The following is a 20,080-nucleotide window of genomic DNA, read 5'->3' on the forward strand; positions in this document are numbered from 1 at the left end:
TGTTCAAAACAAACCTATCCCGCTGAAAAACCGGGTTCAATCTCCCATATTTACTGTTCAACTCTCTTTTTTTTTGCTACTTGAAAGAAATCCAGTTCAATAAGCACTAAATGGAGGAGTAAGGATATGAGCTTTTTCTGGTTTTTCTTCGGACTCGCTATGACCATCGCTGCAATTGCTTTTATTAAAGCAGGCAGCCAAGAGGACTAGTTTTTTGCTTAACGGGGGGTGCCCGTTACTATTTTTTTAAGCCCGCTTTATGCGGGCTTTTTTTATGTCCGGGTTTCAGGTAGATAACGACTAAGTCTAACCTTGCAAAAAAGCGGACAACTCGTGAGCAGACAAAAAATACTGGAACAGATTAATAAGAACAAAGACGCATGGCGCATCGTCCCCAGCGCGGTCAAAGATGATGCTGGCGAACCTGAATTTGAAATGCTGCTGGCCAATGCGGAAATGAATGACCCCGGCACGGCTTCACTCAATTTCCGGGAAACCCGTTGCGGCGGTTTTGAATATGCGTCCCGGGCTTTTCTGCACGCCCATCTGAAACCGGGCGACTTGTTCATTGATGTCGGCGCGCACTTCGGGCTTTACACCCTGACCGCAGCCAAGAAATTTCCCGGCGAAGTACAGGTTCTTGCCGTTGAACCGCACCCGGCTAATCTCAAACGTCTGCACCTCTGGTGCGATTTCAACGAATGCCGTGAACAGGTGAAGATAGCCCAATGCGCAGCCTCCTCCCGAAGCGGGCAGAGCGAACTTATCCAGAATTCATCCATGGGCCACAGCCTTGTTCCCCAACCCGGAAACCGTAGTCAGGGACAGCCGCTTACGGTTAGGGTCGAGACGCTGGACAATATTGTGCGCACTGCCGGATACATGGAATCAGACGAACGTATTTTTCTTAAAATCGACACTGAAGGACATGAGTTGGCAACCTTGACCGGTGCTTTGGAGCTGCTCAAAACAGGCCGTGTAGCCGCGATCATCTGGGAGAAAGGACACTTTCATAATTCCGAGAAAGGCATAAAAGAATTCTCAGGGATTATGAGCTTACTGCGCGATATGGGTTATGACTCCTACCGATTTCCTCACGAGGACATGGGGGGGCCGCTGGTCCCTTACGCACCGAGCCATGAACTCTGCAACGTCATCAGTCTGGACAGATCTTTGAAGCCGCAACAGGTTTACGAACAACCGTGGGCTGCGCATGCGGTTATGTCTGCCGGGATGCGCCCCCCGGTTTCCGAGAATTTCATGATCGGCTTCACCGAAGAACTCATCAAAGAAAAAAAAACTGACTGCGGACGCTGGTCCCGCTGGAATCTACTCGGCAATGAAGCGGACCTGCGCGCCGGCATGGCCGGGCAGCTTGTCCCCGAAGGAAGCAGTGTTCTCGATGCCGGGGCCGGGCTGATGCTCCTGCGCGACTACATTCCCGCGAGCTGTACCTACACCCCGCTGGATATTGTTGCCCGCAACAGGCACACGATTATTGCGGACCTCAACCAGCAGCAATTCCCGGATCAGGATTATGACGTAATCTGCGCTCTTTTCCTGCTCGAGTTCATCCACGAACCGCAACTTTTCTTCAACTGGTCCTATAAGAACTCTGAAAAATTAATCTTTACTTACCACCCGCTTCTGCCCGGAGCAGATCCCAAAAAACGCAGGGCAGCGGGCATATTCAATGATTTCAGTATGGGTGAGCTGCAATCAATGGCGATACAATCGGGCTGGAAGAATGTGTCCTCCACCGATATAACTTTCGGTCAGGCTTGTTTTGAATGTTTTAAATAAGGATAGAATATGAAAATATACTCATGGAACGTTAACGGATACCGCGCTGTAATTAAAAAGAATTTCAATGAATGGTTTGCGCAGAGCAACGCCGATGTGGTCATGGTTCAGGAAACCAAAGCCCACCCTGACCAGATCCCGGACAACAACCGCGACTATGAGGGCTACGAATCCTTTTGGAACTGGTCCAAAGTCAAAAAAGGCTACTCTGGAACAGCCTGCTTTTCCCGCCAAGCGGTGCTTTCCCATTCATTCGGCCTGACTGATGAAAAATTTCAGGGTGAAGGACGGGTTGTACTCATGGAATACGAACATTTTTACCTCTTCAATATCTACTACCCCAATGGGCAGATGAACGATGAACGCCTTGAGTATAAAATGGGATTTTACGACAGTTTTCTCGAATACGCCGAAGAACTGCGCAAAAAGAAGCCCATTGTAGTCGGCGGGGATTTCAACACAGCCCACAAGGAAATCGACCTCAAAAATCCCAAGGCCAACTCCGAAAGGTCCGGCTTTCTGCCCATTGAACGCGCATGGCTGGATAAATTCATTGAGCACGGCTACGTGGATACTTTCCGCATGTTCGATGAAAGCCCCGGAAAATACTCATGGTGGAGCTACCGCTTTAATGCCCGTAAAAACAATGCCGGGTGGCGTATTGATTACTTCTTTGTCTCCGAAGAACTCAAAGATAAAGTCAAAAATGCATGGATCGAATCCGATGTCATGGGTTCCGACCACTGCCCCATCGGAATCGAATTGGATTTCTCCTGATCACTGCTTCAACAACAGCATTTCAGCACTATACACGAAAAACCGTCAGCCCTAATGCAGGACTGACGGTTTTTCTTGTTGTATAAACAAACTAAGACTAGAACTTCTATATGATTTTATGGATTCCTTTAAAAAAATATTATAGAATATAAGACAGGATCTAAATATTTACTCAACAAATCCGATAAAATATTAAGTCCAAAGAACAAACCTGTCACAATAACATGGGGGAGAGACACATGTTCAAAAACATGCGCATCGGTACTAAAATAGCGTTAAGTATTAGCGCGTTGATGATTCTCATTTTTATCGCATTCACCAGCATCATCGTTACTAAAACTCGCGAGGCTTCAATTAAATCCGCGCAGGAAATCGCTAACGAGATGGCAGGTAAATACGGCAACGAAGTCAAAGGGATAATTGAAAAAGCACTTGATGCTTCAAAAGCAGGAGCTGCTGCTTTTAATGCTTTCAGTGATCATGGCCCCGGCTTTAACCGCGAAATGGCTGACGATTTCATCCAAAAACTGACTTTGTCCGACCCCATGTTCTTCGGGACACAGGCTGTTCTGGAGCCCAATGCACTTGATGGCCGCGACTCCGAATATAAAGGGATTAAAAAATATGGCCCCAACGGGGAATACGGCCCCTACTACTGGCGCGAAGGCGGAACCCTTAAAGTAGAAGACCTCATCCAGTATAAACCAGCCACAACAAGAGCATGGTACATGGGCCCCCGTGACACTAGAGGGCCTATCCTGACCGAACCCTATTACACCGAGGTAGCCAAAACCAATATGGCTACAGTAAGTGCTCCTATTTTTAAGGAAGGGCGTTTCATCGGAATCGTAGGGATCGACTTTGTTCTCAGTGCCTTCCAGCAGATGGTGGACGGTATTAAGCCAATGGAAACCGGATACGCATTTATTGCCTCTAACAAAGGATATTGCGTGGCCCATCCTAATAAAAACATTGTCACCAAAAACATCACCGAAGCTTTCCCGGAGAACGAAAGAAGCGCAATTCGCAACGCAATTGAAAACGGCAATAAAGTTCAAAAAGCAATGGTTTCCCCTATTGACGGGAAAGAATATTATTACATGCTGGAACCGATTACCATCAACGGAACTTCCACTCCGTGGACCATCGGTATCGCTATCCCCACAGACAAAATCTACGCTGAAGCCAACAACTTCTTTAAACTGATTGTCGGTATCTCCATACTGGCTATCCTGCTGGTAATTGGCGTAGTCCTCTTGATTGCCCGTTCCATCTCCAAGCCTATCGGAGTGCTGGTCGGTGGTGCGCAAGAAATCGCGGCAGGTAACTTTGACACAGAAATGGACGCCAGCATTTTCAGCGGCGAATTGAAGACCCTGCATGAAGCATTGAGCACCATGGTAAACAGCCTGGTTAAATTCATCTCCACTGCAGAAGAAAAATCCGAAGAAGCTGAAAAACAGACTGCAGCCGCCAACGAAGCTCTTGAAGAAGCCAGGCAGGCCAAAGAAGCAGCCGAACGAGCCAAGGCTGAAGGTATGCTGCAGGCTGCCCACCAACTGGAAGGTATTGTCGAGCAGGTAACTTCCGCTTCCGAAGAACTGTCCTCCCAGATTGAAGAGTCCGCTCGAGGCTCTGAAATCCAGCGAGAACGTACTTCCGAATCAGCAACCGCCATGGAGCAGATGAATGCCTCCGTGCTTGAAGTTGCCCAGAATGCGTCACAGGCAGCGGAAAGTGCATTGGACGCCAAAAAGAATGCTGAAAATGGCGGACGTATTGTCGGCGATGTTGTTTCTTCCATCGACTCAGTAAACCAAGCCGCCGGAAAAATGGTCAGCGGACTCAATGAGCTGGGAACACAGGCCGAAGGCATCTCGCAGGTCATTACCGTGATTACCGACATTGCGGACCAGACCAACCTGCTGGCACTGAACGCGGCTATCGAAGCAGCCCGTGCAGGTGAGGCAGGACGAGGTTTCGCTGTTGTTGCCGACGAAGTCCGCAAGCTGGCTGAAAAGACCATGCAGGCAACTCAGGAAGTCGAGCAGGCGGTTCATGCCATTCAGGCCGAGACCCGCAGAAATATCGAAGAAATGAACAACGCCGCTAACATGGTTTCAAAAAGTACCGAGTATGCTGGACAGGCAGGTGAGAGCCTTGGAACCATCGTACAGAACGTGGACTCCACAGCTGATCAGGTCCGGGCAATCGCGACTGCAAGTGAAGAGCAGTCCGCTGCAAGTGAACAGATCAACCGTGGAACCGACGAAGTAAACCGTATTGCCATGGAAACCGCTGAAGCAATGCAGCAGTCTATGATTGCAGTTTCTGACCTCGCTAGACTTTCCGCTGATTTGCAGAAGCTTATTGAAGAACTGAAGGACGTATAAAACTTACCTATATAAAACAAGAACTTAAAAGTGGCGGAATCTTATTTCCGCCACTTTTTTTATTTGAAGTGCATTTTTTACTTGAAACTGATTTTCAAATTCACTATTGCTATTTTCAGGCAACCAAAAACACAGGAGCTATACCATGACCCAGACAGCCAGCATTTCTTCGATCAACAAGAAAAAGTTTCTGAAAAAAGCCTTCAAGAGTTTCAGTGTTCAGGCAGAGAGGAAAAACAAAGATCCGGAGCATCAGGCTCTCCCTGCTACCGCAAAGGACATCGAGCGGTCCTGACCGGAAAACACTACTGATTTATAGCAAAAAAAGTTCCTAAATTTTATACAAGGAGCATCAAATGTCAGATGTTATAAGAGAAGCAACACGCATGCGGAACAAATACGGATGGAAAACCTACCTTATCAAGTTCAAGGACTACTATTCGTACACTTTCGATCCCAGCCTTTTCCCAGATTTCGAATTACTCGGTGAAGTTGGTGCCGACGGAGCGATCATCCCCTCCTCCAAGGCCAATTAAACAACCGAAAACTCTCCCAAGGTTGTTACACATTAAATTAACTTCACCCCTCCCGGCTTCGCGTCTTTCCCTGTAGGCGAAGCCGGGATTAATTTTTCCCGCACTCGCCGGAGACTTCATCCGCCACGCTCTCAAATACATCCTTCAGCGCTTCCGGGATATCACCACCGTCTAAGAGCCTGCACACCTCTTCAGGGCTCAGCCCCGCAGATTCAGCAATAGCCAATATTTTTTCGGAAATTTCAGTTTCATTCATAAAAACGTTTTTACACACTCCTCCAGCAGTTTGCAAAAATGGTTTTCCGCTCCAGACGAAACTGGACATCATGCACAGATGTCTCTATTAAGGCACTTCATCAGCACTGTGAAAAAATAATTCCACTTCACTGGGCACTTGAAAAAAAATTTTCGGAGCAAAAATGCTGGACAACCTGAATATAGTACTTTTCGGCACCAAATACCCTGAAAACGTCGGATCATCGGCACGGGCCATGACCAATATGGGCTGCACCAACCTGACCCTTGTACGCCCGGCATCATGGAATATGGAAAAAGCCCTGCCGCTGGCAACAGTCAAAGGCCGCGACATTGTGGAGAAAGCAATGGTTGCGGATAACCTTGCTGAAGCGTTGAAAGACCAGACAAGGGTATACGGAACCACCGCCCGCACAGGGGGCTGGCGCAAAGGAGTCATGACTCCCTCTACCGCAGCACCGCGAATCGTGGAACAACTCCGGGCCGGAGAAAAAGTTGCAGTCGTATTCGGACCCGAAGACCGGGGACTGACCAACGAAGAAACCCAGCTCTGTTCCAGACTAATCAATATCCCCACCAGCCGGGACAACAGCTCGCTGAACCTTTCCCAGGCAGTGCTCATAATTCTTTATGAATGCTTCCGAAACGCACTGGATAAGCCATTCACTCCTGCCGGCCCACCTGACGAACGCTCCACCTCTTTTGAAGAACAGGAAATTCTGGCTTCTAATCTTCAGGAAACACTGCTCGCTATCGACTTCCTGAAAGCCGACAATCCTGATTACTGGATGATGCCGGTTAGGCGATTCATGTCCAGAATTGATATTAAACGTAATGAATTCAATCTGCTCATGGGAATCTGCCGCCAAATCAAATGGATTGCCGGGCAGGCAGGCAAAAAATAATCAAATCCTGAGTTGATCCCCTTCTCAATTTCTTGAAAGAACGCTAAAGTATAGTGAATAAACATAGCCCTGCGGAGCCTCTAAATGTCTGAAAAAAACCAGATTAAAGATCTAAGCGGTGTATTCTCCCGCCAAAGGATAGCCAAAGTCGGCACCGGAACCACCACCCGCCGAGTAGCCCAGATAGGCTATTATTTTGTTGAACAAATGGCCGACGACCTTTTTCAAGTACGTCCCCTGAACAGTAATTTCGTGCCTACAGGTGACCCGGAAAGCATCACTAGAGATGAACTTCTGGAAAACTATACCCCTGAGCCTGAAATGTACCACAAGCAGGTTCTTCCCAATATGAAAGAGCTGCAGAAGACCCTCGCCCGCGCGGACCGTCTCCGCCAGCAGGGAAATTCCTTCAGTGCCGAAATGGAGTACAACAACTCCCTTAAAATTGACGAAATGAACGTGCGCGGCAACTTTGGGGTCGGCCTTTGCCTGATGCAGCGCGGTGAAACAGAACGGGCTAACGACATTTTCGCCCGTCTTATTTCCATGGACGCGCCTTTTGCCAAAGAGCACAAGCATATGTTCAACGATTTCGGCATTAACCTCCGTAAATCAAAGATGATCCTGCAGGCTATCGAATACTATTCCAAAGCCATCAAGCTCAGCTCCGACGATGAGCACCTGCGCTACAACCTTGCCCGTGCCTACTTCGAGGACAAGCAGTACGAAAAGGTTAGAGAAGAGCTCGCCAAGTGTCTGGAAATCAATCCTGATTTTGTGGAAGCCAAGAAATTCGTCGCTTATCTGGATAAAAATAAGCTGGGCTGATCAGCAAAAAAGCTTTATAGAGTTCTAATGAACTCAATCAAAGGATTCATTGTAGCAGGAACACACAGTGGATGCGGTAAGACCTCGGTAACACTGGGTCTTATGGCTGCCCTTGCCCGTCGTAATGTGAAAGTTCAGCCCTTCAAGACCGGGCCGGACTTCATTGACCCCGGACATCATACCCGGGCTGCGGGCAGGCCCTGCCACAATCTGGACGGCTGGATGCTGTCCGGCAAAACCCTGCGTGATATTTTCTCCCGCTACACCCAAAATGCCGATGCCTGCATTGTAGAAGGAGTAATGGGCCTTTTTGACGGCTACTCCGCGCTGGATGATACAGGGTCCACCGCCCACCTTTCCAAAGAATTGAATCTCCCGGTCATACTTGTGGTCGACGCCGGTTCCATGGCCCGGTCCGCGGCTGCCCTGGTGCAGGGATTCTGTAATTTCGACCCCGAAACCGCAGTCGCCGGGGTCATATTCAACCGTGTGGGCAGCAGCAACCATGCCCAGATTTTAGAAGAAGCAATTTCACTGACCGGCGTTCCGCTTGTCGGCTGCCTGCCAAGACGGGAAGAAATAGCCACGCCCTCGCGCCATCTGGGGCTTGTAACCGCTGATCATCTTCAGGATCTCGACTCCAGATACAGTGCTCTCGCCGACTGGGTTGAAGAAAACCTTGACCTGGAACAGATCATGGAAGCCCTGCCGGACATCCCCCTGCAACCCCGCTTCGATGAAGTACCCATGATTCCCAAGACAAGAATCGGGGTGGCACAGGACTATGCATTTTCTTTTTACTATGAAGAAAACCTGCGCCTTTTGCGCGAAGCCGGAGCAGAACTGATTCCCTTCTCACCCATCGACGATAAAATCCTGCCCGAAGGAATTTCCGGCCTGTATATTGGCGGAGGCTACCCGGAACTGGCAGCATTTGACCTTGCCCAGAACACCAAGCTGCGCCGTGCTATCGCAGATTTCTCTGCAGCAGGACATCCGGTTTACGCCGAGTGCGGCGGTTTCATGTATCTCATGGAATCCATCAACAAAGACGACCGGGTCTTCCCCATGTGCGGAATATTTCCCTTTCGCAGCTCAATGAAGTCCCGTTTTCAGGCTCTAGGCTACCGGGAAATACAATTCACCTCCGACACCTTTCTCGGCGAAACCGGAACCACCGTACGCGGTCACGAATTCCACTACTCCGCTTTGGACGGAATCCCTGACGAAATCAAAAAATCTTATCAGGTAACCAGCAAGAAAGGAATTAGCGAAGATGAAGGCTTTGCTGCCAACAACAATACGCTGGGCAGTTACATTCATCTACATTTTGCCAGCAACCCGCAGGTTGCAGAAAACTTCGTAAACGCCTGCGTAGAATATTCCCGCACCGAAGATATTTAACCAACGCACGGCAAATACGGGTCAGCCCATGCAGAAGTTCATCATGCACATAGACATGGATGCTTTTTTCGCATCCGTGGAACAATTGGATAACCCCGAACTGCGCGGTAAACCGGTAGGAGTCGGCTCTCTCCACGAACGCTCCGTGCTCAGCGCGGCCTCCTACGAAGCCCGCAAATTCGGTGTCCGCTCGGCCATGCCTGTACATCAGGCCCTGAAACTATGCCCGCAGTTGCAGGTGGTTTCCGGGAAAAGAGGCAGATACAAAGAAATTTCCCGCAAGGTCATGGAAGTGCTTTCCAATTTCTCTCCGGTGGTGGAACAGGCTTCCATTGACGAAGCCTACATAGACATCACCGGAACAGAAAAACTATTCGGAACCCCGCTACAAATCGCAAAATCCATCAAGGAAGGTATCCGCAAATCAACCGGACTGACGGCATCGGTGGGTATTGCCCCGGTTAAATTTCTGGCTAAGATCGCCTCGGACCTCAACAAACCGGACGGCATTTCCATAATTGAAGCCGATCAGGTCCAAGATTTCCTGAAGACCCTTCCGGTGGAAAAAATCCCCGGTGTGGGCAAGAAGGCTCTGCCCAGACTGCGCTCTTTCGGCATTACCTATGCCGCAGACCTGCGCCGCTATCCTCCCGAATTCTGGAAAGAACGGTTCGGTGAGCGGGGGCTGGTTCTTTATGACAAGGGTGCAGGCATCGACCCGAGCCCGGTCACCAAGGGCGGAGCCATGAAGTCTTCCAGCGCGGAAAACACTTTCGGTGAAGATGTCTCAGATATTCACACATTGAAAACCCTGCTGCTGAAACAGTCCGAACGCATAGCCAGCGACATCAGGAGGCATGGGCTTAAAGGCCGGACCGTAACCCTGAAAATCAAATTTCCTGATTTCCGCCAGATTACCCGCAGCAGAACCATTGATTCAAGGACATCCCACGCAGGAACTATTTATAATACAGGGTGCGAGCTGCTTGATGCAGAGCTGCCTATCGGTGCTATCCGGCTGATCGGAATAGGTATTTCAAATTTTGAAGAGCGAAGCAGACAGCTTTCCCTGCTTGATGATCCCGGCGAAACCAAGAACAGCAAGAAGCTCGATAAGCTCGACAAAGCTATCGATCAGGTCCGCCTCAAGTTCGGCAAAGACATACTGACCCGCGGCAGGTTGCTCGAAGATGAGTAAAAAAGGAATAAACCAAGAGCAACAACTGCGCGAGGGCTACACCACCGGGTCAGCCGCAACTGCTGCTGCCATGGCTGCCGTGCGGGTTCTACTCGGTGGAGAAGTGCCGGACAAAATAAACATCCCCCTTCCGGTCAAAGGGACTTTGGATATCCCCGTAACGCGGGTGGAAACAGAAACCAAAGCCATCCGTGCAGTAGTTGTCAAAGACGGCGGGGATGACCCGGACTCCACCCACGGGCACGAGATCCATGCAGTGCTTACAAGTATTCCGGGACAAGAGTTGCGCGTAGAATTGGACGGCGGCAAAGGGGTCGGCAGGGTAACTCTGCCCGGACTGCCTGTTGCCGTTGGTGAAGCGGCTATCAATCCCGCTCCGCGCAAACAGGTCATTGCCGGGGTTCTGGAAGAATTAGGCCGCACTGCTCCTGATTTTTGCGGCCTGCTGAAAATTACTGTCGAAGTCCCGCAGGGTAAAGCTATCGCCAAGGAAACCATGAACGCACGGCTGGGAATTCTGGGTGGAATTTCCATACTTGGAACTCAGGGCATAGTCCGGCCATACAGCCATGCTTCATGGAAAGCTTCCATCGCCCAGTCCCTGAACGTGGCCCGTGCTGCCGGACTGGATGAGATAATCTTTACTACCGGGCGGCGTAGCGAACGCTTCTATCTGGACCAGTTTTCCGAAACACCGCAGATCAGCCTGATTCAGGCCGCCGACTTCTTCAAATTTTCCATGCAGCAGGCCAGACTGAAAAAGATGCGTAAAATACGTTGGGCCATCTTCATCGGCAAACTGGTCAAACATGCCATGGGCTTTCCGTATACCCATGCCAAAGACTGGGCTATTGACTTCGACCTGCTGGCAGGCTGGTGCACAGAACTGGGAATGCCCGAAGAATTGACAAAAAGAATCCGGGCCGCGATAACGGCCCGGCATATATATGAAATGGTCCCCGAAGAATCGCGCAAGGCTTTCATTCGCATGCTGGTCCGTAAAGCACGCGAGAACGCCCGCCAATTCAGCGGGAACTCGGAGGTAGCCCATCATCAATGCGTGGAATACGTCCTCTTTGATTTTGAAGGACGAATTCTCTACGCATCCAATAATCAGAAATAATCTTCTTCATCATGATCGCCAAGAGAATGGAGAACGTATATTCCTGCCGCGCCGGCCAGCAGGGCCACCACGTAAAAAGGAACGCAACGGTTCTCAGTTCCGGCAGTATAATTATTGACCTCATACTCGATTTGTATATTGCCCATAATGTCGTTCACATCGGACATTGTTTTTCCAGCTAGCATGGGCACAGTAAGAGAGAATCCGTAGAAAGCAGTAATGAAGGAACCGATCAGAAGGGCTATGGCAATTAACTTTTTCATATCTCTTCACCTCCGCAAAAAGTATGGAAGGGGTCAATTTCATAATAACAGAATATTATTTTTTTGCTAACTAATATTGAAAAAAAATTCATATTAAAAATCTTCCTTTAATATCCAGCCAATACATTGTATGAAACATAGAATGAAACATCCCCTGCAAATAATAGGATTGCATCCGGGCAGTCTTGATGCTCCGAAAGATGGAGCCGCACTTATTTCCACCGCTGATATTCTCAGCGGAGGGAAAAGGTTGCTTGCAAATTTTCCAGAATTCAAAGGAAAGAAAATCCCCTTTGCATCACCACTGAAAGATTACGCCCGGACCCTTGAAAAGCAGCTGCAAAAAGGCAAAAAAGTAGTGCTGCTGGCAGATGGGGACCCGCTGCTTTTCGGAATTGCCGCCTCGCTCATCCCCTTGCTTGGAGAACAGAATGTCACAATCACTCCCGCACCTTCAGCCGTCCAGATCGGAGCTGCGCGGCTGGGTATGAGCTGGAAAAACTTTGAGATTGTCTCCCTGCACGGGCGGGATGATTACTCCCCGCTTTTCGGGGCCATGCAGTGCAAAAAGGATTGCGCAGTGTACACCGATAGCATCAACACTCCGCAGGTCATATCCAAACGGCTGGTTGATAAAGGAATCGACAACTATTCCATGGCTGTCATGGCCCAACTGGAAACCCCGGACGAAGTGGTCGCACAAGGTTCCCCGGAATCCTTCCTGAATTTCGACTGCACCGACCTGAACATAGTAATACTCACTGCCGAAAATAAAGAACACAGTACCCCGCTTTTCGGCAGGACAGATGAAAGCTTCATTAAGGAAAAGGGACTGATCACCAAATTTCCTGTCCGGGCTGCCGGGATAGCCCTGCTTGACCTTCGTGGCGGACAGACCGTCTGGGACCTCGGCGCCGGTTGCGGCTCCGTTGCCATCGAAGCTTCATTCATCGGGGAAGGCGCCCGCTTTTTCGCTGTGGAAAAAGATCCCCGGCGGGTGGGAATGATTAAAGAAAACGTCCGCAATTTACGGGCCTGGACAGTGGAAGTTGTTCGTGGCGAAATGCCGCAGGCGTTGCAGAATCTGCCCGACCCGGACCGCATCTTCATGGGCGGGGGAATCGGGCGCGATGATTCCGTCATCCGCAAAGCTGCTAAGCGGCTGGTCCCCGGCGGCAGGCTGGTTGTCCACGCCATCCTGATGGGCAGTATCCAGAGAACACGCGATCTTTTTGAAGAGCTTGGCTGGGCATGGCAGTCCATGCAGATTCAGGCTTCCACTTCCGATAAACTGGCCGGAGACATCCGCTACAAAGCACATAATCCGGTAACCATACTCTGGGCCGACAAACCCGAAGGATAACAAATGAACAAAGTATATTTCATTGGCGCCGGACCGGGCGACCCGGAACTGATTACCGTAAAAGGCCAGCGTATCATCCGCGAAGCAGGGCTGGTTCTTTATGCCGGTTCCCTCGTGCCGGAAGCCGTAATCGCGGAAGCGCGCCCGGATGCCCGCATTGAGAATTCAGCATCCATGTCACTGGAAGAAACAGACCGCATCATGCAGGAATATGCAGCAAAGGGCGAAATTGTAGCCCGTGTCCATACCGGGGACCCGGCCCTTTATGGTGCTGTGCAGGAACAGGCCCGCCTACTCAAGGCTTCCGGCATTGAATATGAGATAATCCCGGGAGTTACATCAGCCTGTGCAGCCGCTGCGGCATCATCGGCTTCCTTCACCGTTCCCGGAGGAACCCAGACCTTGATCCTGACCCGCATGGCCGGCAGGACTCCTGTGCCGGAGTCGGAAAGCCTGCAAAAGCTGGCAGCCCACAATTCGGCTATGGCCGTCTACCTTTCCGCCGGAAACCCTATGGGCATTCAGGAAGAACTTCTTGCCGGAGGAATGGAACTATCCACTCCGGTAATTCTCGGCTACCGCATAGGCTGGCCGGAAGAAAAATCCGTGGAAACCACACTGGACAAGCTTGCCCAGACCGCAGAACAGAACAACTTTACCCGACAGACAATTTTCATGATCCTGCCCGGCAAAGACAGTGACAGCGAGTCCCTGCTGTATGACTCCGGATTCAGCCATATGTTCCGGGAATAATTTTTCTCGTCACAATAAAAAATAGAGCTTTGAACGCACACCTGCTAATACTACATTCAGCATTTACGCGGGGGGATTAAGTGATGAGTTTTATTTTATTTCCTAAAACGATCAGCGGAAGGATCAGATGCTATTCCATATTCATGGTTCTGGTTCCCCTGATCTTTATCACCGCCACGCTGCTCTTTTTCATCAAATCGACAACGTTCAAAACGGCAAGAACGGAACTGGCGGAGCAGGTGGCCTCGCATGAGATTGTTATTGAAGAATGGCTAAAAGAGCGGCAGGACGATGTTAAATTTCTTGCCGAAACTGAGGCAGTACGCAGTGGCGACAAAAGCCTTATCATTCCTATGCTGCAAAAGTTTGATAACACCCATGATGATATCAATGGGGTTGTCTGGGTCGATCCCACCGGATTTACCAGAGAACGCGCCGGCCTCCCAAGCATTGATGTATCCGACCGCGAATATTTCATTCAAGGCCGTGCGGGCAATCCGCATGTGACCAAAGTTCTGATTGGGCGGGCTTCCGGAAAACCGCTAATCCTCTTCTCCCACCCCGTGACTACAAAAGGCAGTAAATTCGGAGGTGTTGTCTTTCTGGCTGCCCGACTGACCGCCATCGACAAACTGATGAAAAACCTGCGTTTCGGGAATTCAGGGGAAACATATATCCTCAACCGCGACGGGTATATGCTTACTGAATCCAGATATCTCAATGAACTTAAAGCACAAGGCCGGGTCAAAGACAGTACTATCATGGAGGTAAAAACCAGCACCCGCAACCTTGAAGCGGCTCTGGTAGGCAAGCAGCCAGACGGAACATACATAGACTACCGCGGAACCGAGGTCATCGGCGCCAGCCGATGGGTTAAAGACGGAAACTGGCTCATCATCTCTGAACTAGGCTACAACGAAGTCATGGCCCCCATATATTCTTTCGTATGGATTGTTTTTACGGGTGCTGCGCTGACCCTGCTGATCCTTATTCCATTATCCGTTAGAATGGTCCATTCCATCAATGTTCCGCTGAAAAACTTAACCCTTATTGCCGGTCAGATGACCAAAGGCATTTTCAACTGTGAATGTCGTCTACCTGAAGAGATTTCACCACCGGAAGAAGTTATAAAACTTATGGACGGATTCTGTGCCATGCAGAATAAGGTCGACAGCACAGTGCAGGAGTTGCAGAAATCAGCCATCACCGACCAGCTGACCCAGCTCCCCAACCGCCGCTATCTCATGAAAGAAGGAACACGGCTGGTGGATATTGCCATCCGCGCCGGACAGCCCTGCTCACTGATGATTATTGACATTGACCACTTCAAAATAATCAATGACACATACGGGCATACCGTGGGGGACACCGTCCTGAAGCAGATGGGGAAAGCCTTTCAGGAAATCGTGCGCACCTCGGACATTGTCTCCCGCTACGGCGGAGAAGAATTTGTTGTGGTCGCTCCCGGTTCCGGGATTGAGTCGAGTAAAATTCTGGCTGAAAGATTACGCAAGGGTATAGAATCACGTCCGTTTAACAATGAAAAACAGCCTCTGCACTGTACCATTTCCATCGGCGTGGCCCACTACGCAACAGACATCATATTCGGACTTGATGCCTATGAAGACATGCTGGCCCGTGCGGACAAAGCCCTGTACAAAGCCAAGGATTCCGGGCGCAACAAAGTTGTACTTGCCGAGATACAGAACACTGCAGAAAAGGAGTAGAAGAATGGAGACTTTGCACATAACAACCGGCAGTCGTGAAGAAATGATCGATATCAGCGGCAAAGTTCGCCAGCTGGTCAAAGATAACGGCTGGCAATCTGGAGCACTGCTACTCTATTGCCCGCATACCACCGGAGCGGTTACCGTAAACGAAGGAGCCGACCCCGATGTTGTGCGCGACATCACCGTGAATATGCGCAAACTGGTTCCCCACCGCGGGGATTACCATCACATGGAAGGCAATTCCGACGCCCACATAAAGACTTCTATGTTCGGTCCCGACCAGATGCTTATAATCGAAGACGGAGAAGTCATGCTCGGCACGTGGCAGCGCATATTCTTCTGCGAATTTGACGGACCGCGCAGCCGCAAGCTCTGGGCGCAGTTCATGCCCGCAGGCTGATCAATCATTATCCCTGTTACGCACATCATCCCGCCAGGTCATCAACGGAGCACAGCATCCCTGTCCTTCGAAAAGCTGTTTTCGGGCATCCTGCCCTTCTTCCGGGTGGCCCATAAGCAAACACAGATACCGACCTTGTTCATCACTCCAGAACAGGTCGGGACATCTACGGGTATAACCGTATTTTCTATGCGAAACCTCACAGGGATCGGAAAGACAACACCAGCCGCATCCTACGCACGGCTTACCGGACAAGCTGCATACCACCCCTGCGGACAGCATGCGACATATTGGGAATAATAAAAAGGCAGGAAACATACTGCCCCATAGGAAATGTTTTCATCAGAAAATATCCTGTAAGAAGTGAGCAGTATTGCAGATCAAATTTAATAGGTAGCGTACGCTACACCTGCGACTGAGAGATGGCAAGAAACGAAAATGCTATTCTGCAAGGGTTTTCTTTGTCTCTGCCATGCCTTCAGCAAGATTTACATATGAAAGATGGGTTGTAATTCCTTTTTCCCTGAACTTACGAATGAGTCTCATAGACACATCACTCTTAAGATTCCACGCTTCAGCAGGAGAATCAGCCCAGGCCGCAACCCAGCAGACCACGCTCTCCTTTTCCATACTTTTAATCCAGAATTGCGGAATGTCCTGATCATTGTGATGTCCGCTTTCGGATGCTGCATCAATGGCGATTTCCCTTACCTCATCAATATCTGATTCGTATGAGACAGAAAACTCGACATAAGCCCAGAGCAGGCTGTCATTCAGGGTAAGGTTTGCAAATTCCTTATTCAACATACGGCTGTTGGGAATGATGTAACGTTTCCAGTCCCAGGTCTTGATCTTTGTATGGGTTATGGAAATGTCTTCGACAGTACCGTACTGCCCGTCAACTACCAGTGTATCCCCGACCCGCAGCTGCTTGGAAAATGAAATAACAATGCCGGAAATCATATTTTCCACCAACGGACGGGCCGCGATACCTACTACAGCAGTAGAGACGGCCACAATGATGGAAATCATTGTACTGGGCAATTTGCCGACAAACGGCAAGAGCATAGCCAAAGACCAGACAGCCACCAAAAAAATAACCAGTGTACGGCGAATAACCGTAAAACGGCTTTTTACACCTTTGACTATATCTCTGCGTTCCTGACGTTCTTCCTTGGCACTCAGAACATCCGTGGGGATAGCCGAAGTGGTTTCCGGGTCTTTCTTGATCAGTTTCTCAATGCGGTCCACCCTGCTCTTTCTAAAGCTGGTAACCCGATAGCTGATCCAGATATAAATAATCGTAGCTATAGCTGTGACGCAAAAAATATAAATATATGGGTCAATGTCGGTAAACATGACCCATTCCTCAGTTGCAATTTCCGGCAGCAAAAACATCTATAACCTTACACTTACCTTTAAAAAACTAACACATCCCTACACATCTGCTCAGTTCATTCATTTTGTCCCCCTCCGAAATGGAGCAAGGACAAATTTCAGGGCTGATCCGCTTCTTGGCACCGTTTAGCACCATACGCAAGCAAAAGCGGGATCCGTGTCCGCCGCCGGCAGAAACACAGTTTAGAATTTCATCCCCGGCAAGGTCAATGGCCTCGGCTACTGTTAATCCCTGCCTGTGCAAACGCTGAGCCTTCTTTCTGAGCAACTCTTCCAGCAATGCGGTGTTCATTTGCCACCCCCGAAGTAATTTTGAACCATGTTTGATGGTCAACAATGCCGGAAATCCGGCACACAACTGCCCGTCACAAGTTCTGATGCAATTTCCAATCCTTCGTTGCCGTCCGGCAATAAAGCAGATACACTGAAAAGTGAAACAAACGGTAATAATTGCGGAAGTCACTTTCAGTATATCATTGTCAGTGCATGGAAGCGACCCCCAAAACGCATATCTGGCTAAAAAATACACAAAAAACATGAGCATGCGCATAAAATTATTCATCCTGCTGCTGACATTCAGCCTTATTCCACTCCTGGTAGTTTCAGTCATAAGCCGTCAGGGCATTCAGGAACTGGGCAAAATCCAGTCCCAGAACCTCCGGGTAGATATGATCAAAATCCTGACAGATGAAATGCATCAGTCCGCCAAGGATTCGGCTAAACTGGTGCAGCAGCAAGCCGTATCACTCGAATTTGCGCTAAAAGCCATTGGTGCAGAAGCCGAGGACATGCTTAATGACCCGGTGCAGGGCAAACCGAAAGTCTACTTCGCTGAAGATTTCAATATCAAAGGACGTCAGCCAGACGACTTCGGACCTTCTTCACAATATTTCGTACTCAGCGAAAAAGGTAAAAAGACACCGTCACTGGTCAGTCTTGAGGAACCCGTATTTTTCTACCCCAAAGGCAAAGAACGCCTGATGAAAAGCCCTGACCTGACTAGACTCTATCAGCTCAAATCCGACTTCAAATCCTTTTTCAACGAAGCCGGGACCGCGCTGCACCGCATATACATTACCCTCAATTCCGGCCTGCACATGGCCTACCCCGGACACGGAAACTATCCCGAGAACTATGATCCGCGCAAAAGGGCATGGTTCTCCGAAGCAATAGCAAAAGGCTCCATCAACTGGGATAAATTCATTGATGCCAGCACCGGACAGCAGGTCTACACGCTTTCCAAGCCTATCCGGGACCGTCGCGACAAAATCATCGGCGTAGTTGCCATTGATATCCAGCTGGTGGAACTGTTGCGTAAAGAGGATCTCTCATCACAATGGTCCAACGCCATCCAGACCTTTGTGGTCGGCCCGGTAAGGACTGACGATAAAGTAGAGCTGCAAATCTGGGCCGAAGGCGGACACGATGAAACCAATATTTCATGGATGACCGGACTGCCAAACGAGGTGCGCTATCTACAATCCACCAACAAAAAACTCCTGAACAAGATGATCGCTTCCATAAGCAAAGGAGAATCAGGAGTAATCCGCATGCCGTTCAACGGTGTTGATTCAGTCTGGTCCTTTGCACCATTTCGAGGTGAAGGCAGCTACGTGCTGATAACTCCTGAACGGATCATTACCAGAGTACCGGACAGAGCGGCTCAACAGGCTTTGGACCTGAGCAAGAATCTTTACGTTGCTGTTGGTGCTGCATCATTTTTCACCCTGCTCACGGTTGCGCTGGTGGCCTTTGTCGGCAGCCGTAAAATTCTCAAACCGCTTCTGGCCATGACCGATGCCGCTGAAAAAATTTCCGAAGGCGACCTCTCCGTGCATGTTGACGTCAAGACCGGGGATGAGCGAGAAACCCTTGCCCGGGCCTTCAACCAGATGATACCCAAGCTGCAGGATCACTTACGGATCAGTAAATCCCTTGAGCTGGCGCAGGAAGTCCATACCAATCTGCTGCCCATGGAATCTCCGCAAGCCAAGGGGCTGGATATTTCCGGTGTCAGCATTTCCTGCGATGAAACCGGGGGCGACTATTTCGACTACTACACCCCTCCCGGTTCCGGGGGAACAGGGATTCTGCTCGGCGACGTTACCGGACACGGAGTCTCAGCAGCACTGCTCATGACCACCGGACGCGCGCATCTCAAGCATGCATCAGGACACAGCGAACCGCTTGCCACACGCATTGAAGAAGTCAACAGGCTTCTCTGTTCCGACATCGGGGACACCGGACGGTTCATGACCCTGTTCTGCCTTGAAATGTCACCGGACAACTCCGAAGCTACTTACGTCCGCGCCGGACATGACCCGGCCACTATCTACGATCCCGCCAGCGGCAAAACCCGCGAACTCATGGGGTCGCCTATGCTGGCACTGGGTATCTTTGATGAAGCCGAATACAATGAATTTGACATCGACCTGCACGAAGGGGAGATCATCTTCATCGGCACAGACGGAATCTGGGAAGCACGCAACACCAAGGACGAAATGTTCGGCCGCGAACGCCTCGACCAAGTCATTTTTGCCAACGCCCAGCGCAGTGCAGCCGAAATCCAGCAGGAAATCATCGCCGCCGTTTACAAATTTCAGGACGGCATGGAGCAGGAAGATGACATCACCCTGGTCATCATCAAAGTAAATGAATTTAACAGGCCCAAGGAATCCTAAAAAGGTACAGCCATGGAAAACAGCCACCGCTTCTTCAGAAACATCGACTGTCGCTATTTCCCCTGCCATCAGGTCAGTGACGAAACTTCTTTCAACTGCTTATTCTGCTTCTGCCCGCTCTACCTGCTGGAAGATTGCGGAGGCCGGTTCAAATTGACCGCCAAAGGAATAAAGGATTGTACCGACTGCAAGATTCCGCATCGCCCGGAAGGCTACGACTACGTCATCAAGAAGCTTAAAGAAGCAAACGAGAAATAAGCCCGGAGTAAC

At 49.9% G+C, this 20,080-nt stretch carries 21 protein-coding genes; 16 read left to right on the forward strand and 5 right to left on the reverse strand.

What is annotated here, in order from left to right; translation table 11 throughout:
- Positions 1-333: 333 nt before the first annotated feature.
- From ACNI29_RS05910 to ACNI29_RS05930, 5 genes are all read left to right on the forward strand, one after another.
- Positions 334-1,803: a class I SAM-dependent methyltransferase gene (locus ACNI29_RS05910; protein WP_419781274.1), complete on the forward strand. Its 1,470-nt coding sequence runs from the start codon at positions 334-336 to the stop codon at positions 1,801-1,803.
- 9 nt (positions 1,804-1,812) lie between these two features.
- Positions 1,813-2,580, forward strand: a complete 768-nt coding sequence (locus tag ACNI29_RS05915) for an exodeoxyribonuclease III (RefSeq protein ID WP_419781275.1) — start codon at positions 1,813-1,815, stop codon at positions 2,578-2,580.
- A gap of 239 nt (positions 2,581-2,819) precedes the next feature.
- Complete coding sequence (locus tag ACNI29_RS05920; protein ID WP_419781276.1) at positions 2,820-4,973, forward strand: methyl-accepting chemotaxis protein; 2,154 nt, start codon at positions 2,820-2,822, stop codon at positions 4,971-4,973.
- 145 nt (positions 4,974-5,118) lie between these two features.
- Positions 5,119-5,268 (forward strand): hypothetical protein, encoded by a 150-nt coding sequence (locus tag ACNI29_RS05925; RefSeq protein WP_419781277.1) that lies wholly within the window; start codon positions 5,119-5,121, stop codon positions 5,266-5,268.
- A 61-nt stretch (positions 5,269-5,329) separates the two neighbouring features.
- On the forward strand, positions 5,330-5,509 hold the full coding sequence (locus tag ACNI29_RS05930) for a hypothetical protein (protein WP_419781278.1): 180 nt from the start codon (positions 5,330-5,332) through the stop codon (positions 5,507-5,509).
- 88 nt (positions 5,510-5,597) lie between these two features.
- On the opposite strand, the gene ACNI29_RS05935 is transcribed toward ACNI29_RS05930, so the two are convergent.
- Positions 5,598-5,834: a hypothetical protein gene (locus ACNI29_RS05935; protein ID WP_419781279.1), complete on the reverse strand. Its 237-nt coding sequence runs from the start codon at positions 5,832-5,834 to the stop codon at positions 5,598-5,600.
- A gap of 94 nt (positions 5,835-5,928) precedes the next feature.
- Here ACNI29_RS05935 and ACNI29_RS05940 point away from each other — a divergent pair, with 94 nt between their 5' ends.
- The 5 genes from ACNI29_RS05940 to cbiD all read left to right on the forward strand — a co-directional run bounded on the left by ACNI29_RS05940 (position 5,929) and on the right by cbiD (position 11,222).
- Complete coding sequence (locus ACNI29_RS05940; RefSeq protein WP_419781280.1) at positions 5,929-6,669, forward strand: RNA methyltransferase; 741 nt, start codon at positions 5,929-5,931, stop codon at positions 6,667-6,669.
- A gap of 84 nt (positions 6,670-6,753) precedes the next feature.
- Positions 6,754-7,497 carry a tetratricopeptide repeat protein gene (locus ACNI29_RS05945; protein WP_419781281.1) on the forward strand — a complete coding sequence of 248 codons (744 nt, stop codon included), beginning with the start codon at positions 6,754-6,756 and terminating at the stop codon, positions 7,495-7,497.
- A gap of 27 nt (positions 7,498-7,524) precedes the next feature.
- Positions 7,525-8,901, forward strand: coding sequence for a cobyrinic acid a,c-diamide synthase CobB (locus tag ACNI29_RS05950; RefSeq protein WP_419781282.1), 1,377 nt, complete (start codon positions 7,525-7,527; stop codon positions 8,899-8,901).
- A gap of 28 nt (positions 8,902-8,929) precedes the next feature.
- A complete protein-coding gene (gene dinB / locus ACNI29_RS05955; protein WP_419781283.1) occupies positions 8,930-10,099 on the forward strand; it encodes a DNA polymerase IV in 1,170 nt (389 codons plus the stop codon).
- Positions 10,092-11,222 (forward strand): cobalt-precorrin-5B (C(1))-methyltransferase CbiD, encoded by a 1,131-nt coding sequence (gene cbiD / locus ACNI29_RS05960; protein WP_419781284.1) that lies wholly within the window; start codon positions 10,092-10,094, stop codon positions 11,220-11,222. The genes dinB and cbiD overlap by 8 nt, the downstream gene beginning before the upstream one ends.
- On the opposite strand, the gene ACNI29_RS05965 is transcribed toward cbiD, so the two are convergent.
- Positions 11,213-11,485, reverse strand: coding sequence for a hypothetical protein (locus tag ACNI29_RS05965; RefSeq protein WP_419781285.1), 273 nt, complete (start codon positions 11,483-11,485; stop codon positions 11,213-11,215). The genes cbiD and ACNI29_RS05965 overlap by 10 nt on opposite strands.
- 130 nt (positions 11,486-11,615) lie before the next feature.
- Here ACNI29_RS05965 and cbiE point away from each other — a divergent pair, with 130 nt between their 5' ends.
- The 4 genes from cbiE (at position 11,616) to ACNI29_RS05985 (ending at position 15,731) form a co-directional block, all read left to right on the forward strand.
- On the forward strand, positions 11,616-12,848 hold the full coding sequence (gene cbiE, locus ACNI29_RS05970) for a precorrin-6y C5,15-methyltransferase (decarboxylating) subunit CbiE (protein WP_419781286.1): 1,233 nt from the start codon (positions 11,616-11,618) through the stop codon (positions 12,846-12,848).
- A gap of 3 nt (positions 12,849-12,851) precedes the next feature.
- Positions 12,852-13,601 carry a precorrin-4 C(11)-methyltransferase gene (gene cobM, locus ACNI29_RS05975; protein WP_419781287.1) on the forward strand — a complete coding sequence of 250 codons (750 nt, stop codon included), beginning with the start codon at positions 12,852-12,854 and terminating at the stop codon, positions 13,599-13,601.
- Between the two features lie 83 nt (positions 13,602-13,684).
- A complete protein-coding gene (locus ACNI29_RS05980; protein WP_419781288.1) occupies positions 13,685-15,328 on the forward strand; it encodes a sensor domain-containing diguanylate cyclase in 1,644 nt (547 codons plus the stop codon).
- 4 nt (positions 15,329-15,332) lie between these two features.
- Positions 15,333-15,731 (forward strand): secondary thiamine-phosphate synthase enzyme YjbQ, encoded by a 399-nt coding sequence (locus ACNI29_RS05985; protein ID WP_419781290.1) that lies wholly within the window; start codon positions 15,333-15,335, stop codon positions 15,729-15,731.
- Here the strand turns inward: ACNI29_RS05985 and ACNI29_RS05990 are convergent, their stop codons facing one another.
- From ACNI29_RS05990 to ACNI29_RS06000, 3 genes are all read right to left on the reverse strand, one after another.
- Positions 15,732-15,986 carry a hypothetical protein gene (locus ACNI29_RS05990; RefSeq protein WP_419781292.1) on the reverse strand — a complete coding sequence of 85 codons (255 nt, stop codon included), beginning with the start codon at positions 15,984-15,986 and terminating at the stop codon, positions 15,732-15,734. It lies immediately after the preceding gene.
- A gap of 186 nt (positions 15,987-16,172) precedes the next feature.
- Entirely contained in the window at positions 16,173-17,090 is a 918-nt protein-coding gene (locus ACNI29_RS05995) for a mechanosensitive ion channel family protein (protein ID WP_419781293.1), read from the reverse strand.
- A gap of 67 nt (positions 17,091-17,157) precedes the next feature.
- The gene (locus ACNI29_RS06000; protein ID WP_419781294.1) at positions 17,158-17,421 is read right to left on the reverse strand and encodes a hypothetical protein; all 264 of its coding nucleotides are present in this window, start codon (positions 17,419-17,421) and stop codon (positions 17,158-17,160) included.
- 250 nt (positions 17,422-17,671) lie between these two features.
- Between ACNI29_RS06000 and ACNI29_RS06005 the strand changes: the two genes are divergently transcribed.
- Positions 17,672-19,810, forward strand: a complete 2,139-nt coding sequence (locus ACNI29_RS06005; protein WP_419781295.1) for a SpoIIE family protein phosphatase — start codon at positions 17,672-17,674, stop codon at positions 19,808-19,810.
- Positions 19,811-19,822: 12 nt separating this feature from the next.
- On the forward strand, positions 19,823-20,068 hold the full coding sequence (locus tag ACNI29_RS06010) for a cysteine-rich small domain-containing protein (protein ID WP_419781296.1): 246 nt from the start codon (positions 19,823-19,825) through the stop codon (positions 20,066-20,068).
- The last annotated feature ends 12 nt before the right edge of the window (positions 20,069-20,080 follow it).

The sequence above is a fragment of the Maridesulfovibrio spiralis (SeqCode) genome, assembly GCF_048571135.1.
Classification (GTDB): Bacteria; Desulfobacterota; Desulfovibrionia; order Desulfovibrionales; family Desulfovibrionaceae; genus Maridesulfovibrio; species Maridesulfovibrio spiralis.

Coding starts and splice junctions, on each gene's coding strand:
- ACNI29_RS05915 (WP_419781275.1), top strand. CDS start 1,813: ATGAAAATATACTCATGGAACGTTAACGGATACCGCGCTGTAATTAAA.
- ACNI29_RS05920 (WP_419781276.1), top strand. CDS start 2,820: ATGTTCAAAAACATGCGCATCGGTACTAAAATAGCGTTAAGTATTAGC.
- ACNI29_RS05925 (WP_419781277.1), top strand. CDS start 5,119: ATGACCCAGACAGCCAGCATTTCTTCGATCAACAAGAAAAAGTTTCTG.
- ACNI29_RS05930 (WP_419781278.1), top strand. CDS start 5,330: ATGTCAGATGTTATAAGAGAAGCAACACGCATGCGGAACAAATACGGA.
- ACNI29_RS05935 (WP_419781279.1), bottom strand. CDS start 5,834: ATGTCCAGTTTCGTCTGGAGCGGAAAACCATTTTTGCAAACTGCTGGA.
- ACNI29_RS05940 (WP_419781280.1), top strand. CDS start 5,929: ATGCTGGACAACCTGAATATAGTACTTTTCGGCACCAAATACCCTGAA.
- ACNI29_RS05945 (WP_419781281.1), top strand. CDS start 6,754: ATGTCTGAAAAAAACCAGATTAAAGATCTAAGCGGTGTATTCTCCCGC.
- ACNI29_RS05950 (WP_419781282.1), top strand. CDS start 7,525: ATGAACTCAATCAAAGGATTCATTGTAGCAGGAACACACAGTGGATGC.
- dinB (WP_419781283.1), top strand. CDS start 8,930: ATGCAGAAGTTCATCATGCACATAGACATGGATGCTTTTTTCGCATCC.
- cbiD (WP_419781284.1), top strand. CDS start 10,092: ATGAGTAAAAAAGGAATAAACCAAGAGCAACAACTGCGCGAGGGCTAC.
- ACNI29_RS05965 (WP_419781285.1), bottom strand. CDS start 11,485: ATGAAAAAGTTAATTGCCATAGCCCTTCTGATCGGTTCCTTCATTACT.
- cbiE (WP_419781286.1), top strand. CDS start 11,616: ATGAAACATAGAATGAAACATCCCCTGCAAATAATAGGATTGCATCCG.
- cobM (WP_419781287.1), top strand. CDS start 12,852: ATGAACAAAGTATATTTCATTGGCGCCGGACCGGGCGACCCGGAACTG.
- ACNI29_RS05980 (WP_419781288.1), top strand. CDS start 13,685: ATGAGTTTTATTTTATTTCCTAAAACGATCAGCGGAAGGATCAGATGC.
- ACNI29_RS05985 (WP_419781290.1), top strand. CDS start 15,333: ATGGAGACTTTGCACATAACAACCGGCAGTCGTGAAGAAATGATCGAT.
- ACNI29_RS05995 (WP_419781293.1), bottom strand. CDS start 17,090: ATGTTTACCGACATTGACCCATATATTTATATTTTTTGCGTCACAGCT.
- ACNI29_RS06000 (WP_419781294.1), bottom strand. CDS start 17,421: ATGAACACCGCATTGCTGGAAGAGTTGCTCAGAAAGAAGGCTCAGCGT.
- ACNI29_RS06005 (WP_419781295.1), top strand. CDS start 17,672: ATGCGCATAAAATTATTCATCCTGCTGCTGACATTCAGCCTTATTCCA.
- ACNI29_RS06010 (WP_419781296.1), top strand. CDS start 19,823: ATGGAAAACAGCCACCGCTTCTTCAGAAACATCGACTGTCGCTATTTC.